This window comes from Rhodanobacter sp. UC4438_H5, assembly GCF_052978405.1.
In genome coordinates, this window is record NZ_CM129672.1 from 2,516,674 (window position 1) to 2,532,859 (window position 16,186).

Consider the following 16,186-nt stretch of genomic DNA (forward strand, 5'->3'; position numbering starts at 1 on the left):
ATCATTACCGGAACGACAAGCCATGGAAAACATCCGGCATTTGCTGGCCAGTCTGCGCGGTCGCTACAACCAGCGTGAACTCGCCGAGGCACTGGGCGTCAGCGTGCGCACCGTGCGTCGCTGGGAAACGGGCGAAACAGATCCCCCGCCCTACGTCATCGGCGCCATCCGCCAGTATCTGCTGCCGCTCACCGGGTCGAAGGGGAATCCAAATGCCGCGTTTACCTTCATCGACTTGTTCGCCGGCATCGGTGGCATCCGTATGGGTTTCGAAGCCCACGGCGGGCGCTGCGTGTTTACCAGCGAGTGGAATCCGTACGCACAGAAAACCTACCTCGCAAACTTCCCCGAATCGACGCACAGCTTCGAGGGAGACATCACCCGAGTCGACGAACACGACGTTCCCGATCACGACATCCTGCTGGCCGGCTTCCCCTGCCAGCCCTTCAGCATCGCCGGCGTGTCCAAGAAGAACGCGCTGGGCCGCGCCCACGGCTTCGCCGACGAGGCGCAAGGCACGCTGTTCTTCGACGTGGCACGCATCATCAAGGCAAAGCAGCCGCGGGCATTTCTGCTGGAAAACGTGAAAAACCTCGTCAGCCACGACAAGGGCAATACCTTTCGCGTCATCAAGAAAGTGCTGGAACAGGACCTCGGCTACCACATCTATTGCAAGGTGATAGACGGTCAGCACTTCGTGCCGCAACATCGTGAGCGCATCCTGATTGTCGGCTTCCGCGAACCGACCGACTTCACCTGGGACGACTTGCAACTTCCGAAAGAAGGCCCGCGCCTGCGCAGCATTCTGCATCCGCAGGACGGCAGCGAGTTGCCGGAATCCCACTACACCACCGGCAAGCAAGCCAAGGTGGATGCGCGTTACACGCTCACTCCAAACCTTTGGGCCTATCTGCAAAACTATGCCGCCAAGCACCGCGCCGCCGGCAACGGCTTCGGCTTCGGACTGGTGGATGGCGATGGCGTGACGCGAACCCTTTCCGCGCGCTATTACAAGGACGGATCAGAGATTCTGATATCACAGGGACCGCGCAAGCGACCGCGGCGATTGACGCCGCGCGAGTGCGCGCGATTGATGGGTTTGCCGGACAGCTTCCATATCCCGGTGAGCGATACGCAGGCGTACAAACAATTCGGAAACAGCGTCGTCATGCCGGTCATGCGCGAAGTAGCGCGCATCATGGTGCCCCGCGTGCTCGAGCTGATACGACAAGAAGAGGAAGGTGTCCACCAGGTGCCGCTGCTCGCAGCCTATGCCTGATAGCGAAGGAGAGTCGTCATGCACGCATCCCGCATCCCCGATTTCGCCAACAAGAGTCGCGAAGGCATGTCGCGCTGGTTCTCGGAAATGTCCCTGCGCGGCCTGCTGTTCCATCCGGAAGACAGGCCCTGCGACATCATCAGCAATGCAAGCGGCGAAATGCTCTTCCAGTCCAACGAGTGCATCAAGCTCGACGCCATCATGGCCGAAATGTTCGGCCGATTCGGCGACGAGGTCTGCGAGACGGCGTATCCCATCTTCATGAAAGCCGCCGGCCTCCCACGCGGCAACTGATGACGGACGTAGTTGATCGTGCCACGCGAAGCCGGATGATGTCCGGCATTCGCGGGCGCGACACGAAGCCGGAGATCATCGTGCGGAAATATCTGCACGCACGGGGTTTGCGCTATCGAATCGCACCGAAGAACCTCCCCGGCAAGCCGGACATCGTGCTACCGAAATACCGCACGGTCGTTTTCGTGCACGGATGCTTCTGGCATCGGCATCACGGCTGCCGGTACGCAGCCACACCAGCCAGCAACAGGGATTTCTGGCAAGCCAAGTTCAAACAGAATCTGGCACGTGACACCCGAGTTCGAACCCAACTCGAGAAGCACGGATGGAAGGTTCTCATCGTGTGGGAATGCGAAGTCAGCTTGGGAAGACTTCAGCTGCTTGTCGACGAAATTCAATCGAAACGCAAGTCCTGAGAACTCTTTTGGGTCCGACGCGATTTGCCCACGCTTCCAATGCTGGTTTAACGTTGAATGCGTACTGTTGCAGACTCAGGGGGATCACATGGCACACTGGGAATTCTTGCCCAATCCAGGCAGGGAAGAGGAAGGCCTCGGCCATGCCGGTATCGAGACGTTCAAGGGCTCACCTTATCCCGGCATCGCTCGCGAGTGCTCACAGAACAGCCTCGACGCTTCAGCACGCCGGCCAGACGGCACATCCGAGCCGGTGCATCTCATATTCCGGTTGCTTTTGGCGCGGAGTTCAGAGATTCCTGGGTTGCAGGATCTCAAAGGCACCTTTGCCGTATGCCTGAAGCAGGCCAAGACGCGTAACCACAAGAAGGACAAAGAGTTCTTCGAGCGCGCGATCAGAATCGCTGACCGTCCCAACATCCCTGTGTTGTTGATGGAAGACTATGGTACGACTGGCCTCGTCGGCCCAGCCGTGGAGGGAACAGCTTTCCACGCGTTGGTCAAATCCTCAGGAATCAGTCAGAAAACGGACACCGACGCCGGTGGCTCATTCGGAATTGGCAAGAATGCCGCATTTACCATTTCCAGCCTCCGGACGGTGTTCTACTCCACTTGTTACTTGGACGGAGGCGAGCCGGCATTCCTTGCTCAAGGCAAGAGCATCCTTGTATCCCACGATGAAGGAAGTGGCCCGAAACGCTCCACCGGATACTGGGGTAACGGCGGCTACATGCCAGTCGATAACACCAGTTCTCTTCCCGCATGGCTTCGCCGCAACAGAATCGGCACCACCGTGGCTAGCATCGGCTTCTCAAATGAGCCCGGTTGGGAATGGTTGATGACCGAATCCTTGATTCGGAATTTCTTCTCCGCCATCCAGGATGGATCCATCCGCTTTACCGTCCAACGTCCTGACGTCGGCCCCATAGAGATAGACAAGGACACGGTCACGGCACTTTTCGATGAATCGGAGGTACGCGCAGCCGCGGAAAGTTCGGGCACAACCGACGACCTGACTTTCAGCGCAGCAATGCTGGAAGCACTCAAAAGCCCGGTATCGGAACGGAGTGAGCAGACTTTCGCCCCCATCGGGACCTTCAAGATGACGCTCCTGCAAAAGGACGGATTCCCCCGCCGCCTCGGCATCCTTCGTAACGGCATGTACATCGCGGACAACCTGAAACACTTCGGTCACCCCATGGCCCGCTTCCCGATGTCCAAGGATTTTGTCGCCCTGCTCGAACCGGCCAATCGCGACACCAGCAGCCAGATTCGGGACATGGAGAGCCCCAGACACGACGAAATTTCGCCAGAGCGTATTGATGAACTCGACAAACGCAAGCGGTACAAGTCTGCCATGAAGGCAGTCGGGACGTGGGTCAGAGAAACCATCAAGGCAAGCACCACCAAGCCGGCTGAAGCAGTGATCCTGCTCGACGAGATGAACCGCTTTTTCTCGAACCCGAGTGCAGGCAAGGTGATACCCGATCCGACCAACATCAACAATGACCCCGAACGTCCAAAGATCGCCCTGAAGCCAACTGCACCCAAACCTCGCACAGGCAGTGGAGACACTGGCGAATCAGGCTCATCCGGTGGCCTTAAACAGAGCAAAACAAAAAGCGGCCAGACTTCCGGCGAGAGGCAGGGCCCCGGCCGAGGCGTGGCCGGTGGCAGAGGCGGCAGAAGCATTCCCTACTTTGGGCTTCGCAGTTCCAAGTCGGGCTCGGGCGCCACCCGATTGGTCGCACTCACTCCTGAAGAATCCGCTACGGTAATTCTCGAGATCGTCGCCACAGGCGTCTCCAGTAACGAGGCCCTTGGCATTCGCTCCATCGGCGGAACGCCGTGTTCCAGGTCTCCTAGGGTCTTTCTCGAACAGGGCGCGCGCGCAAATTTCGAAATCGAATTCGACACCCCGTACTCGGGGCCAATTCGCGTAGTTCTCACGCCAATTGATGGAGAAGCCGATGCGCATTGATCACGGCATCAGTTTTCCACATCCTATCCTTTCTTCGGAAACACAGGATTACAGCAAGGGAAGCTTCGAGCTTTTTCTCGACGTCCAGGAAAGCGCAAATTGCAGCGACGCCACACTGCGCGGCAACTTGATTCTCAACGAGCGATCTATCCAGGAGCTGCTGGAGTCCGGAAAGGCTAAATCGGGTCTGATGGTCACGTGCCGCGACACCTATCTGGATCGCTTCGAGGAATGCCTACCCGGAGACATCTCCATCCCGCTCGTCAACGGCATCGTGCGTGGCACAGTGAATGTCCGCGCTGCCGTGATCGCTGTTCGGGACGATCTCAGGCTGGATTCCGAGCACATCGACAAGGAGTTCCCCGATGACGCAAAGATCGTCAATGCCGGAGATGTCTTGGCCTTAAGCGACGAACTGCGTTTCGAGGCTGGCCTCGAAAAGCTTGCTCCACTGGAATCCATTTTCACGCTCGTGAAACACGAGGACGTCCCGAAGGGAAGCTTCAGAATCAACCCTGACGACGAGGCAATTCAGATCATGGTTCATCCTGACCTGCATGCCTTTCTCGGCCTCTTGCGCGGACGTGCCGACCTGTGTGATCTCATGCTCCCATCTGTGTTCCTTCCCGCCATCATGTCGGTACTCGACATCATGCGGGGTGAGTCCGAATTCCAGGACAAGCGCTGGCACGGCGTGATGATGGCTCGCTGCAATGCGGAAGGAATCGACATCGAGAATCACGACTATGCCGAATCAGCACAGAAGCTTCTCGATGCTCCACTGGGCTCGCTGCAGGGCATCATCGAGAGGTTGGATCGATGAGCAAACTCCTTTATGTCGGGCAGCAGGTTGCTGACGACCTGAAGAACAAGGTCGCGGAGAATCTCGATCGCTATCGAGAGGGGAACTTTCGTGACATGGAGAGCAAGGGGGACTGGCGCATTCCTCTATCCATCGATGCAGACCTTGCCAGTCTTGAGCGACTGGAACTCACCGATGGTGCCGCTGCTGAAATCAGCAACTCCCTGATTGTTGGCCACGCGCTTGACAAACTGACCCCGGCACTGGCACGTGAGAATCGTGTATGGATACGTTTGAGCCACGTCGAGTGCCTAGAATACGCACGCAGGCGCTGGCTGCAGTCCACAATGAATGATGATGCACTGACAAAGGCCGTCGCCAAACACTTCTTTGCCCCAACCTTGACTGGTTGCCGTGATGATCATGCGATTGCCCGCCTGTGGTGGAATCATCACATTGCAAAGCTGATCATGCCGGACAACCCAGCCAGAGCGTTGAAAATCACACTGGCAAGGGCAGACATCCGCCTGAACCTTCTCGAACGCCCAGGCCTTGCCGCTCGTCCGATCCTCGCCAAAGGAATCGTTCTGGCTCTCGAGAAGTACAGTCAATTGTTGAACGGGGAAAGACTGTTTCGCGAGTTCATGAAAAAGATCAATCTTCTTGGGGCAGGTATCGCTTTCGAGGTATGGGATGAGGCGCGGATCACACAATTCATGGACCAGTGTTTGTCGGCCGCGCTGAGCACTGACCGGGCCAATCCTTTGTGACGGAAAAGACTGCTGAACGCTACCAAGCTCTTCGACAAGAACCACCGCAGCCATGGAAAAACAAGCGATGAAGCGCGGCCAGCTGTCCGAGTATTTTGAAGGCACAGCCATCAAGCAACTGTCTGCCGTTGAGGCGGACGAGACACGCTCGAACCAACATGAGTACAACGCCACGAAGCCCATGCTGTCCTTCATGGGGAGGCCGACCGAGCCGACCACTCTGCCCACCCGATTCGTCTACCTCGACAATGAAAGTGATGAGCCCATCGTCGAAGATGCGTTCTTAACTCTCTATGACAGTCGTGCGCGTCAGCCACATCGGCCTGCTGAGTACCGCTTCTATTTCCCGACCACAGCCGTATCGCTCAAGGCCTCTCCGGGTGACTTGCTACTGCTTGCCAAACGGCGCGATGAAGGCCTACTGGTCGTGATTGCCGCTTGCGGCTCTAGCGCCGTCGGCCAAATCGAATGGCTTTTCGGCGTGACAGGGGGCGACCTAAGCAAGTTCGCCGTCCGCACTGATGAGCAATTGAAGAACAACGATGTTGGCTTTGCGGCAACTGCCATTCTCGAAAGCATCGGCGTTGAAGTCACACAGCAGGATGATGGTCATCTCGAAGCCATGCTCAAACGTTTTCAGGGCGGCTTCCCGAGCACTCGTGACTTCTCGACGTATGCCAGGGAAACGCTGAATGGAGTCGACCCGCGCGAAGGCCCTGACGAAGCACTTATGGCATGGATGGAAAGGGAGGAGACGCTGTTTCGCATCCTCGAACGACACCTAATTGGGGAGCGCTTGGCCCAAGGATTCGATGCCGATCACGTCGACGACTTCATACACTTCTCCCTGTCTGTGCAAAACAGGCGCAAGAGTCGTGTCGGCTTGGCCCTCGAGAATCATATTGAAGTCATACTTTCGAGCATGGGGATCCGTCACGCGCGAACTGCCGTCACCGAGAACCGCTCCAAACCCGACTTCCTTTTCCCTGGGAGAAACGAGTATCACAACACCAGCTTTGACCCGTTTCGCTTGACGATGCTGGCGGTCAAAAGCACCTGCAAGGATCGTTGGCGTCAGGTTCTTGCTGAAGCCGACCGCATCCGGAGCAAGCACTTGCTCACGATGGAGACATCCATCAGCGAGAACCAGACCGCTGAGATGCGAAGCAAGCACCTGCAACTCGTGGTGCCCCGGGGCCTCCACGCAACCTACACCTCTGTACAGCAGAGATGGTTGTTTGACCTCGATTGTTTTACGCGATGCGTATTGGATCGGCAGCGCCGCATATAAACCATGCGCAAAGAAAAACCCCGCCGAAGCGGGGTTTTTCGTATTGCCGCCGGATTTCCGGGGCGTTGAGCGGCAGCCCTGCCGCTCGAACGCACCGAGTTGATCCGTCGCCGCGTCGCGGCGGGGGACAACTCAGAAATCCATACCGCCCATGCCGCCCATGCCGCCGCCCATGCCGCCGGCGCCGTGGCTGTGCTCTTCCTTCTTCGGCAGCTCGGCGACGATCGCCTCGGTGGTGATCGCCAGGCCGGCGACCGACGCGGCGTGCTGCAGGGCCGAGCGGGTGACCTTGGTCGGGTCCAGGATGCCCATTGCCACCATGTCACCGAACTCGCCGGTGGCCGCGTTGTAGCCGAAGTTGCCCTTGCCTTCCTTGACCTTGTTGAGGATCACGGACGGCTCTTCGCCGGCATTGGCGACGATCGCGCGCAGCGGCGCTTCCAGCGCGCGGCGGGTGATCGCGATGCCCAGGTCCTGGTCGGCGTTGTCGCCCTTCAGGCCCTCGACCGCCTTGAGCGCGCGGATCAGCGCCACGCCACCGCCGGGGACCACGCCCTCTTCCACCGCAGCGCGGGTGGCGTGCAGGGCGTCTTCGACGCGGGCCTTCTTTTCCTTCATCTCGATCTCGGTGCCGGCACCGACCTTGATCACGGCAACACCGCCGGCCAGCTTGGCCACGCGCTCCTGCAGCTTCTCGCGGTCGTAGTCGGAGGAGGTCTCCTCGATCTGCGCCTTGATCTGGCCGATGCGCGACTGGATCTTCTCCGCGTCGCCGGCACCGTCGATGATCGTGGTGTTTTCCTTGGTGATCACCACGCGCTTGGCGCGGCCGAGGTCGTTGATGGTGGTCTTCTCCAGCGACAGGCCCACTTCCTCGGACACGACCTGGCCGTTGGTCAGCACGGCGATGTCTTCCAGGATCGCCTTGCGACGGTCACCGAAGCCCGGCGCCTTGACGGCGGCGACCTTGACGATGCCGCGGATGGTGTTGACCACCAGCGTGGCCAGCGCCTCGCCCTCGACTTCCTCGGCGACGATCACCAGCGGCTTGCCGGCCTTGGCGACGGCTTCCAGCACGGGCAGCAGCTCGCGCACGTTGGAGATCTTCTTGTCGTGGATGAGGATGTACGGGTCATCCATCTCGACCTGCTGCGAGGTCTGGTTGTTGATGAAGTACGGCGACAGGTAGCCGCGGTCGAACTGCATGCCCTCGACCACGTCCAGCTCGTTGTCCAGGCCGGAACCTTCCTCGACCGTGATCACGCCTTCCTTGCCGACCTTCTTCATCGCGTTGGCGATGATGTCGCCGATGTCGGTGTCGGAGTTGGCCGAAATCGTGCCGACCTGGGCGATTTCCTTGTCGTTGGCGGTGGGGTTGGAGAACTTCTTCAGCTCGCCGACGGCGGCGGTCACCGCCTTGTCGATGCCGCGCTTGAGGTCCATCGGGTTGATGCCGGCGGCCACGGCCTTGAGGCCTTCCTGGATGAACGCCTGCGCCAGCACGGTGGCGGTGGTGGTGCCGTCACCGGCCACGTCGGAGGTCTTGGAAGCGGCTTCCTTGACGATCTGCGCGCCGAGGTTCTCGTACTTGTCGGCCAGCTCGATCTCCTTGGCGACGGACACGCCGTCCTTGGTGATCGTGGGCGCGCCGAAGCTCTTCTCGAGCACCACGTTGCGACCCTTCGGGCCGAGGGTGACCTTGACCGCATTGGCCAGGGTGTTCACGCCCTTGAGCAGGCGGGCGCGGGCGTCTTCGCCGAAACGGACTTCTTTGGCTGCCATGATTTTTTTGCCTCAAAAAAATTGAATAAGAATGGGAAACGTCACGAAAGAGCTGCAAGAAGGAGCCGAAGGCGACTGGCGTGCGCGCTTTTGACTTTCGTCGCGCTCAACCGGCCATCGGCCCCGAGCCCATCACCCCTCGATCACCGCCACGATGTCGTCTTCCTTCAGGAACACGAGCTCTTCGCCGTCGATCTTGATTTCCTGGCCGGCATACTTGCCGAACAGCACCGTGTCGCCTTCCTTCAGCGACATCGGGCGAACCTTGCCGTCGGCCATGATCAGGCCGGTGCCGGCGGCGACGACCTTGCCGCGGGTGGGCTTCTCGGTGGCGCTGTCGGGGATGACGATGCCGCCGGCGGAAACGCGCTCTTCTTCGAGACGCTTGACGATGACGCGGTCATGCAACGGACGCAGTTTGCTCATGGAAGGACTCCGATGTCGTTTGAGGTGGAACAAGGCTTTCAAGACCCCGATCCGGCGATCTTGTTAGCACTCGTGGTAGATGAGTGCCAATTCTAGCGACACAAACTGCCGCTGCAAGACGTTCGGACCGGGAACGTACAGCTAATTGGGTGGATGGGTGCAGGTTTCAAGGGGCGGGCGTCGAGCCCGAGGCAGGGGTGCGCGCGGCGGCTCCGCCGGTTAGGCTGGCCGGCATGCCTGACACCGTCCTGCTCTGCTACTGCACCTGCCCCGACCGAGACAGCGCCGGGCGCATCGCCCGGGCGCTGGTCGACGAGCGGCTGGCCGCCTGCGTCAGCGGGATCGCTGCGGTGCGTTCCACCTACCGCTGGCAGGAAGCGGTGCACACCGACACCGAGGAACTGCTGCTGATCAAGACCACCGCCGCCCGCCTGCCGGCGCTGGAACGTCGCGTGCTGGAACTGCATCCTTACGAGGTGCCGGAGTTGATCGCGGTGCCGGTGGCCGATGGCCATGCCGCCTACCTCGACTGGGTGCGCGAGCACAGCCGGGACTGAAGTCCGGCGCGACCAAATGAAGCACGCCGCGGCGCAGCGAACCGGCTGCGCCATAATGAACCGCTGCCCGCGCGCGGGCCCCATGTTTTCCGGAGTCATGATGCGATCGTTGTCCGCCGGCCCGATGTTTGCCCGCCTGCTGCTGGGCGTGGGCCTGCTGCTGGCCGGCCTGCCCGCGTTGGCGCAGGACACCGACGCTCTGCTGCCGGTGACCGAGGCCTACCAGCTCAGCGCCGACGCCGGCACTCCCGGCGTGCTCAAGCTGCACTGGAAGGTCGCGCCGGACTACTACCTCTATCGCGGCCGCATGAAGTTCAAGGCCGGCGACGGCGTCACCCTGGGCCAGGCGCAACTGCCCGAGGGCAGGAAATACCACGATGAATACCTGGGCGACGTGGAGACCTACCACCACGACATCGACGCCAGCATTCCCTACACCGTCGCCACAGGCACCACGCGGCTGAAGCTCAGCGTGCAGTACCAGGGCTGCCACGAGGTCGACCCGAAGATCTGTTACCCGCCGCATACCGAACAACTGGACCTGGCGCTGCCGACCGCCACCGCACCGACCGCACCCGCGGGCTCGCTGGGCGCGGCACTGGACCAGCTCGGCCGCGGCGGACAGAGCGCCGCCACCGGCGTGACGCGGGCGCCGCTGCCGCCCGAGCAGGCGTTCCGCTTCGAGGCACTGGCGCAGAGCCCGCAGCAACTGCTGCTGCGCTGGACCATGCCGGCGGGCTATTACCTGTATCGCGACCACACCACGCTCAAGCTGAGGAAGGCCGACGGCGTGCAGCTGGGGACGCCCGCGTGGCCGGCCGGCGTGCGGCATCAGGACCCGCAGTTCGGCGAGGTCACGGTGTACTTCGACCAGGTCGAAGTGCCGGTGGCGCTCGAAGGCGTACCCGCCAGGTCCGGACCGCTGACGCTGGAGGCGACCTTCCAGGGTTGTCAGGACGGCGGCCTGTGCTACCCGTTGATGACGCGCACGGTGCAACTCGACCCGGGCAGCGGCACGGTCGCCACCGGCATGCCGACCAGCGCCGCCAGGGAGCTGCCGCCGGCCACCAACGGCGGCCCGCTGCGCACCAGCCTGTTCGCCGCACTGGCGTTGGCGCTGGGCGGCGGGCTGATCCTCAACCTGATGCCGTGCGTGTTGCCGGTATTGTCGATCAAGGCGGTCGGCGTGCTGGAGAGCGGCGAAAACCCCGCCACGCGGCGCAGCCATGCCTTGTTCTATACCGCCGGCGTGCTGTGCAGTTTCGCCGCGCTGGGGTTGGGCATCCTCGCCCTGCGCAGCGCCGGTCACGCACTGGGCTGGGGTACGCAGCTGCAGCAGCCGGTGGTGGTCGGCGTGCTGGCCTGCGTGATGCTGGCGGTGGGCCTGTCGATGTCCGGCGTGGTGCAGTTCGGCGCCTCGCTGGGCAATACCGGCGCCGGGCTGGCGCGGCGCGCCGGTCCGGCCGGCGACTTCTTCACCGGCGTGCTGGCGGTGGTGGTGGCCAGCCCCTGCACCGCGCCCTTCATGGGCGGCGCGCTGGCCTATGCGTTCACCGCGCCGATGCTGTCGGCGCTGCTGGTGTTCCTGATGCTGGGCATCGGCCTGGCGTTGCCGTTCCTGGCCATCGGCTTCGTGCCCGCGGTGGCGCGATGGTTGCCGAAGCCCGGGCGCTGGATGGAAACGCTGAAGCAGGTGCTGGCCTTCCCGATGTACCTCACCGCCGCCTGGCTGGTCTGGGTGCTGGCCAACCAGCGCGGCGCCGACGCGGTGGGCCTGGTGCTGGTGGCGATGGTGCTGCTGGCGATGACCTTGTGGTGGTTCGAGCGCAGCCGTTCGCGCGGCGTGGTCAGCAAGCTGGCGGTGGCCGTGCTGGCGGTCGCCACGCTGGTGCCGATGAGCCTGCTCAGCCAGGTGCCGCCGCCAACCGCAGCCCGCATGGCCGACGGCGTGGTGCCCTATTCCGCGGAGAAGCTGGCCGCGCTGCGCGAAGCGGGCACGCCGGTGTTCGTGGACATGACCGCCGACTGGTGCGTGACCTGCAAGGCCAACGAGCACACGGTGCTCGACACCGCGCGCTTCCGCGACCTGCTGCAGCGCACCGGCGCGGTCTACATGAAGGGCGACTGGACCGACGTGAACCCGGCGATCAGCGCCTTCCTGGCCGAGTACCACTCGCCGGGCGTGCCGCTGTACGTGGTGTTCCCGAAGGATGGCGGTCCCGGCCGGCAGCTGTCGACCGTGCTGACCGCCTCGATGGTCGAACGGGCGTTGACCGACGCGGCGCGCTGATGCTCGACCGCACCTCCGGCCTGATCCTGCTGCTCGCCGCGCTGGCCGCCCTGCTCGGCGGCGGGCTGGCCCAATACCGACACCATCGCGCGACAGCCTCCGTTCCGGTCGCCGCGCCGGCCGTGTCGGCGATGGTCGGCAAGCCGCTGCCGGCGCTGACGCTGGCGGATCTGGACGGGCGCATGCACGCGCTGACGGCGTACCGCGGGCGCCGCCTGCTCATCAATTTCTGGGCCAGCTGGTGCGGCCCGTGTCTGCAGGAAATGCCCGCGCTCGACGAAGCCCAACGCAAGTTCGCCGATAATGGGGTGATCGTGCTGGGAATCGCCATGGATCAGCCCGACCACGTTCGTGCTTTTCTGGCCAGGCAACCGGTGAGTTACCCGATCTTGCTGGGCAATATGGAGGCACCGAGCACATCCCTGCAATTGGGCGATGAGGCCGAAATCCTGCCATTCAGCGTGCTGATCGGCGCCGATGGACACATTATCGCGACTCACGCCGGCATTCTTTCGCCGCAGCTGCTGACCCAGTGGTTGGCGCCGCAGCAAGGTGCTCCCTGAGTTCGGCCAAACATACGCCAGCGCAGGGCAATCCCTGCGGGTTCTCCGTTGAACATCGCCGATCTGCCGCGAACTGGACAACATCGCCCGACGCGCGCACACTGCGCCGGGTTCCGGGGCCTCCGGACGCAAGCTGGGTGGTTTCGTGGCGAAGATCCTGGTCCTGCACGGACCCAACCTCAACCTGCTGGGTGCACGCGAGCCGCAGATCTACGGCCGCGAAACGCTGGCCGGGATCAACCAGAGCCTGGCCGATCGGGCGCAGGCGGCCGGCCACGAATTGCAGTGGTTCCAGTCCAATGCCGAGCATGAGCTGATTGCGCGCGTGCACCAGGCGCGCGACGACCGCACCGCCCTGATCCTGTGCAATGCCGGCGCCTTCACCCATACCAGCATCGCGCTGCGCGACGCGTTTGCGGCGGTGGCCATCCCGTTCATCGAAGTGCACCTGTCCAACGTGTTCGCGCGCGAGCCGTTCCGCCACCACTCGTATCTGTCGGATCTGGCGCTCGGCGTGATCTGCGGCTTCGGCAGCGCCAGCTACGCACTGGCGCTGGACGCGGCGATCCAGCGGCTGCAGGCGCAGCCTGCCGCCGACGCCTGACCGGCGGCACCCTCTTTCCCCTTCCAGCCGCCTCCACGGCGGCATGACTGACCAAAGGCTGATCCGATGGATTTGCGCAAAATCAAGAAGCTGATCGACTTGCTCGAGGAATCCAACCTCGCCGAACTGGAGATCAAGGAGGGCGAGGAAGTCGTGCGTCTGTCGCGCGTGCCCAAGGGCACCGCACCGGTCGCGGCCGCCGCGCCGGTGGTCGCCGCCGCGCCTGCCGTGGCCGCCGCCCCGGTGGCTGCTGCGCCCGCCGCCGCTTCCGAAGCGCCGCCCGCCGACGCCCTGCCGGCCGGCCACGTGGTCAAGGCGCCGATGGTCGGCACCTTCTACGCCTCCGCCTCGCCCGGCGCCCCCGCCTTCGTCAAGGTCGGCCAGCAGGTCAAGGCCGGCGACACCCTGGGCGTGATCGAGGCGATGAAGATGTTCAACCAGATCGAAGCCGAAGTCGCCGGCACCGTACAGGCCATCCTGATCGAGAACGGCCAGCCCGTGGAATTCGACGAACCGATGTTCGTGATTGCGTGATTCGGCGGGGGATACGGAACGGGGAACGGTGGATGGGGAAGAGCCGGCCGCTACGGCATTGCGCTCATCGTCATCCACCGCTCCCCGCTCCCGTCCCCTGCTCCTTCGGAGCTTCCCATGCTAGAAAAAGTCGTCATAGCCAATCGCGGTGAGATCGCGCTGCGCGTGCTGCGCGCGTGCCACAGCCTTGGCATCAAGACGGTCGCGGTGCACTCCACCGTGGACCGCAACCTGAAACACGTCGGCCTGGCCGACGAGGCGATCTGCATCGGCCCGGGGCCGTCGGCGGACAGCTACCTCAACATCCCGCGCATCATCGCCGCAGCGGAGATCACCGACGCCCAGGCCATCCATCCGGGCTACGGCTTCCTTTCCGAGCGCGCCGACTTCGCCGAGCAGGTGGAGCAGTCCGGCTTCATCTTCATCGGACCGACCGCCGACGTGATCCGCCTGATGGGCGACAAGGTCGAGGCGATCCGCGCGATGAAGGCGGCCGGCGTGCCCTGCGTGCCCGGCTCCGGTGGTCCGCTGACCGAGGATGTCGACGCCAGCATCAAGATCGCGCGCGAGATCGGCTACCCGGTGATCATCAAGGCCGCCGGCGGCGGCGGCGGCCGCGGCATGCGCGTGGTGCGCACCGAGGCGCACCTGGGCAACTCCATCGTGATGACCAAGCAGGAGGCCAAGGCGGCCTTCGGCAACGATCAGGTCTACATGGAGAAGTTCCTGGAGAACCCGCGCCACGTGGAGATCCAGGTGCTGGCCGATGGCCAGGGCCACGCCATCTATCTCGGCGAACGCGACTGCTCGATGCAGCGCCGCCACCAGAAGGTGGTCGAGGAAGCGCCGGCGCCGGGCATCACGCCCGAGCTGCGCGCGCAGATCGGCAAGGTCTGCGTCGACGCCTGCCTGCGCATCGGCTACCGCGGCGCCGGCACGTTCGAGTTCCTGTTCGAGAACGGCCGCTTCTACTTCATCGAGATGAACACCCGCATCCAGGTCGAGCACCCGGTGACCGAATTCATCACCGGCGTGGACCTGGTGCGCGAGCAGTTGCTGATCGCCGGCGGCCAGCCGTTGTCGATCCGGCAGGAAGACGTGCACATCACCGGCCATGCCATCGAGTGCCGCATCAACGCCGAGGACCCGGACACCTTCATGCCCAGCCCCGGCACGGTGAAGCGCTTCGAGGCGCCGGGCGGCCCCGGCGTGCGCGTGGACACCCACCTCTACGACGGCTACAGAATCCCGCCGAACTACGATTCGATGATCGGCAAGCTGATCGTCCACGGCCCGGATCGCAAGACCGCCATCGCGCGCATGCAGCTGGCGCTGGCCGAAACGGTCATCGAAGGCGTCAAGTGCAACATCCCGCTGCAGCAGCGGATCATGGCCGACGTCGGCTTCCAGCACGGCAGCCAGAATATCCATTACCTGGAAAAACGCATGGCCGAACAGAAGGAAAAGGCTGCCGCCGGTGCGGCAGAGAAGTGAGTGAAGAGCAGTTGAGGAGTGAGAGAAGGCCGGCGCGCCCGTGCTTCTCTCCACCTTTGACACACTCGCCAAGCCTCGCCCTTCTCTCGTTCCTCACTCCTCTTCACTCACTCCTCGCCTCATGCCCTTCCTCGAACTCTCCCTGATCATCCGCACCGAACAGCAGCCGCGCGTGGAAGAGGCGCTGGAGGATCTGGGCGCGTTGTCGATCACCCTGCGCGATGCCGACGCCGAGACGCCGGACGAGCAGGCGATCTTCGAGCCGGGCGTGGGCGAGTTGCCGCTGTGGCCGACGATCACGCTGGATGCGCTGTTCGACGAGCACGCCGACCGGCGCGGCATTGCCGCGGCACTGGGCGACCTGTTGCCATGGCTGGAACCGGATCAGCTGAGCTTCCGCGACGTCGCCGACCAGGACTGGGAGCGCGCGTGGATGGACCAGTTCAAGCCGATGGCGTTCGGCCACCGGTTGTGGATCTATCCGTGGAACATCGAGCCGCCCGTCGATGACGGCAACATCGGCCGCTCCGATGCCTCCATGCGCGTCGTCGTGCGGCTCGACCCGGGCCTCGCCTTCGGCAGCGGCACCCACCCGACCACCGCGCTGTGCCTGGAATGGCTGGACGGGCTCGACCTGCACGGCAGGACGATCACCGATTACGGCTGCGGCTCCGGCATCCTGGCCATCGCTGCGCTGAAGCTCGGCGCCGCTGCCGCAATCGGCATCGACAACGATCCGCAGGCACTCACGGCCTCGGCCGACAACGCCGCGCGCAACGGCGTGGCCGATCGCCTGACGCTGTTCCTGCCGGAAGATCGCCCCGACGGCGCCACCGACGTGTTCGTCGCCAATATCCTCGCCGGGCCGCTCGATTTGCTGGCGCCGACCTTCGCGGCCGCGGCAAAACCCGGCGCGCCCTTCGCGATCTCCGGCATCCTCGCCGGCCAGCAGGACGAGTTGCTGACGCGCTACGCGGAATGGTTCGAGGACTTGCGCGCAGACCTTCGCGACGACTGGGTGCGCATCAGCGGGCGTCGTCGCCGCTGACGCCGCCGCTGCATCCGCATGCTCCGGACAGCCTGTTAAGCTTGGGCGATACCGG

Annotated in this window: 16 protein-coding genes; 14 read left to right on the top strand and 2 right to left on the bottom strand. The window is 63.3% G+C overall.

Annotated features, from left to right (window positions below):
• The first annotated feature begins 22 nt into the window (after positions 1 to 22).
• The 7 genes from dcm to ACVCL9_RS11745 all read left to right on the top strand — a co-directional run bounded on the left by dcm (position 23) and on the right by ACVCL9_RS11745 (position 6,833).
• Complete coding sequence (dcm, locus tag ACVCL9_RS11715; RefSeq protein WP_447097997.1) at positions 23 to 1,279, top strand: DNA (cytosine-5-)-methyltransferase; 1,257 nt, start codon at positions 23 to 25, stop codon at positions 1,277 to 1,279.
• A gap of 66 nt (positions 1,280 to 1,345) precedes the next feature.
• The gene (locus ACVCL9_RS11720) at positions 1,346 to 1,573 is read left to right on the top strand and encodes a hypothetical protein (protein WP_447097996.1); all 228 of its coding nucleotides are present in this window, start codon (positions 1,346 to 1,348) and stop codon (positions 1,571 to 1,573) included.
• Positions 1,573 to 1,989, top strand: a complete 417-nt coding sequence (locus ACVCL9_RS11725) for a very short patch repair endonuclease (protein WP_447097995.1) — start codon at positions 1,573 to 1,575, stop codon at positions 1,987 to 1,989. Before ACVCL9_RS11720 ends, ACVCL9_RS11725 begins: the two co-directional genes overlap by 1 nt.
• An 88-nt stretch (positions 1,990 to 2,077) precedes the next feature.
• Positions 2,078 to 3,970, top strand: a complete 1,893-nt coding sequence (locus ACVCL9_RS11730; protein ID WP_447097994.1) for a hypothetical protein — start codon at positions 2,078 to 2,080, stop codon at positions 3,968 to 3,970.
• Positions 3,960 to 4,793, top strand: a complete 834-nt coding sequence (locus ACVCL9_RS11735) for a hypothetical protein (protein WP_447097993.1) — start codon at positions 3,960 to 3,962, stop codon at positions 4,791 to 4,793. Before ACVCL9_RS11730 ends, ACVCL9_RS11735 begins: the two co-directional genes overlap by 11 nt.
• On the top strand, positions 4,790 to 5,542 hold the full coding sequence (locus tag ACVCL9_RS11740; protein ID WP_447097992.1) for a DUF6339 family protein: 753 nt from the start codon (positions 4,790 to 4,792) through the stop codon (positions 5,540 to 5,542). Before ACVCL9_RS11735 ends, ACVCL9_RS11740 begins: the two co-directional genes overlap by 4 nt.
• Positions 5,543 to 5,594: 52 nt before the next feature.
• Positions 5,595 to 6,833: a type II restriction endonuclease gene (locus ACVCL9_RS11745; protein ID WP_447097991.1), complete on the top strand. Its 1,239-nt coding sequence runs from the start codon at positions 5,595 to 5,597 to the stop codon at positions 6,831 to 6,833.
• Between the two features lie 132 nt (positions 6,834 to 6,965).
• On the opposite strand, the gene groL is transcribed toward ACVCL9_RS11745, so the two are convergent.
• Together groL and ACVCL9_RS11755 are read right to left on the bottom strand one after the other, a co-directional pair.
• Positions 6,966 to 8,615, bottom strand: coding sequence for a chaperonin GroEL (gene groL / locus ACVCL9_RS11750; protein WP_395120291.1), 1,650 nt, complete (start codon positions 8,613 to 8,615; stop codon positions 6,966 to 6,968).
• Positions 8,616 to 8,747: 132 nt separating this feature from the next.
• The gene (locus ACVCL9_RS11755; protein WP_395120292.1) at positions 8,748 to 9,041 is read right to left on the bottom strand and encodes a co-chaperone GroES; all 294 of its coding nucleotides are present in this window, start codon (positions 9,039 to 9,041) and stop codon (positions 8,748 to 8,750) included.
• 233 nt (positions 9,042 to 9,274) lie between these two features.
• Here ACVCL9_RS11755 and cutA point away from each other — a divergent pair, with 233 nt between their 5' ends.
• The 7 genes from cutA (at position 9,275) to prmA (ending at position 16,131) form a co-directional block, all read left to right on the top strand.
• Positions 9,275 to 9,598, top strand: a complete 324-nt coding sequence (cutA, locus tag ACVCL9_RS11760) for a divalent-cation tolerance protein CutA (protein ID WP_447097990.1) — start codon at positions 9,275 to 9,277, stop codon at positions 9,596 to 9,598.
• A gap of 100 nt (positions 9,599 to 9,698) precedes the next feature.
• Positions 9,699 to 11,888, top strand: coding sequence for a protein-disulfide reductase DsbD family protein (locus ACVCL9_RS11765; RefSeq protein WP_447097989.1), 2,190 nt, complete (start codon positions 9,699 to 9,701; stop codon positions 11,886 to 11,888).
• Positions 11,888 to 12,451 (top strand): TlpA family protein disulfide reductase, encoded by a 564-nt coding sequence (locus ACVCL9_RS11770; protein ID WP_447097988.1) that lies wholly within the window; start codon positions 11,888 to 11,890, stop codon positions 12,449 to 12,451. Before ACVCL9_RS11765 ends, ACVCL9_RS11770 begins: the two co-directional genes overlap by 1 nt.
• A 145-nt stretch (positions 12,452 to 12,596) precedes the next feature.
• Positions 12,597 to 13,055 carry a type II 3-dehydroquinate dehydratase gene (aroQ, locus tag ACVCL9_RS11775; RefSeq protein ID WP_447097987.1) on the top strand — a complete coding sequence of 153 codons (459 nt, stop codon included), beginning with the start codon at positions 12,597 to 12,599 and terminating at the stop codon, positions 13,053 to 13,055.
• Between the two features lie 66 nt (positions 13,056 to 13,121).
• A complete protein-coding gene (accB, locus tag ACVCL9_RS11780; protein WP_447097986.1) occupies positions 13,122 to 13,589 on the top strand; it encodes an acetyl-CoA carboxylase biotin carboxyl carrier protein in 468 nt (155 codons plus the stop codon).
• 117 nt (positions 13,590 to 13,706) lie between these two features.
• On the top strand, positions 13,707 to 15,083 hold the full coding sequence (accC, locus tag ACVCL9_RS11785; RefSeq protein ID WP_395120297.1) for an acetyl-CoA carboxylase biotin carboxylase subunit: 1,377 nt from the start codon (positions 13,707 to 13,709) through the stop codon (positions 15,081 to 15,083).
• Positions 15,084 to 15,204: 121 nt separating this feature from the next.
• Positions 15,205 to 16,131 carry a 50S ribosomal protein L11 methyltransferase gene (gene prmA, locus ACVCL9_RS11790; RefSeq protein WP_447097985.1) on the top strand — a complete coding sequence of 309 codons (927 nt, stop codon included), beginning with the start codon at positions 15,205 to 15,207 and terminating at the stop codon, positions 16,129 to 16,131.
• Positions 16,132 to 16,186 lie beyond the last annotated feature (55 nt).

What these genes read in the sequence shown, in the direction of transcription:
- cutA (WP_447097990.1), top strand. Translation starts at nt 9,275, where the DNA reads ATGCCTGACACCGTCCTGCTCTGCTACTGCACCTGCCCCGACCGAGAC.
- ACVCL9_RS11770 (WP_447097988.1), top strand. Translation starts at nt 11,888, where the DNA reads ATGCTCGACCGCACCTCCGGCCTGATCCTGCTGCTCGCCGCGCTGGCC.
- ACVCL9_RS11740 (WP_447097992.1), top strand. Translation starts at nt 4,790, where the DNA reads ATGAGCAAACTCCTTTATGTCGGGCAGCAGGTTGCTGACGACCTGAAG.
- prmA (WP_447097985.1), top strand. Translation starts at nt 15,205, where the DNA reads ATGCCCTTCCTCGAACTCTCCCTGATCATCCGCACCGAACAGCAGCCG.
- ACVCL9_RS11745 (WP_447097991.1), top strand. Translation starts at nt 5,595, where the DNA reads ATGGAAAAACAAGCGATGAAGCGCGGCCAGCTGTCCGAGTATTTTGAA.
- ACVCL9_RS11725 (WP_447097995.1), top strand. Translation starts at nt 1,573, where the DNA reads ATGACGGACGTAGTTGATCGTGCCACGCGAAGCCGGATGATGTCCGGC.
- accC (WP_395120297.1), top strand. Translation starts at nt 13,707, where the DNA reads ATGCTAGAAAAAGTCGTCATAGCCAATCGCGGTGAGATCGCGCTGCGC.
- ACVCL9_RS11765 (WP_447097989.1), top strand. Translation starts at nt 9,699, where the DNA reads ATGCGATCGTTGTCCGCCGGCCCGATGTTTGCCCGCCTGCTGCTGGGC.
- ACVCL9_RS11720 (WP_447097996.1), top strand. Translation starts at nt 1,346, where the DNA reads ATGTCGCGCTGGTTCTCGGAAATGTCCCTGCGCGGCCTGCTGTTCCAT.
- ACVCL9_RS11730 (WP_447097994.1), top strand. Translation starts at nt 2,078, where the DNA reads ATGGCACACTGGGAATTCTTGCCCAATCCAGGCAGGGAAGAGGAAGGC.
- dcm (WP_447097997.1), top strand. Translation starts at nt 23, where the DNA reads ATGGAAAACATCCGGCATTTGCTGGCCAGTCTGCGCGGTCGCTACAAC.
- groL (WP_395120291.1), bottom strand. Translation starts at nt 8,615, where the DNA reads ATGGCAGCCAAAGAAGTCCGTTTCGGCGAAGACGCCCGCGCCCGCCTG.
- accB (WP_447097986.1), top strand. Translation starts at nt 13,122, where the DNA reads ATGGATTTGCGCAAAATCAAGAAGCTGATCGACTTGCTCGAGGAATCC.
- ACVCL9_RS11755 (WP_395120292.1), bottom strand. Translation starts at nt 9,041, where the DNA reads ATGAGCAAACTGCGTCCGTTGCATGACCGCGTCATCGTCAAGCGTCTC.
- ACVCL9_RS11735 (WP_447097993.1), top strand. Translation starts at nt 3,960, where the DNA reads ATGCGCATTGATCACGGCATCAGTTTTCCACATCCTATCCTTTCTTCG.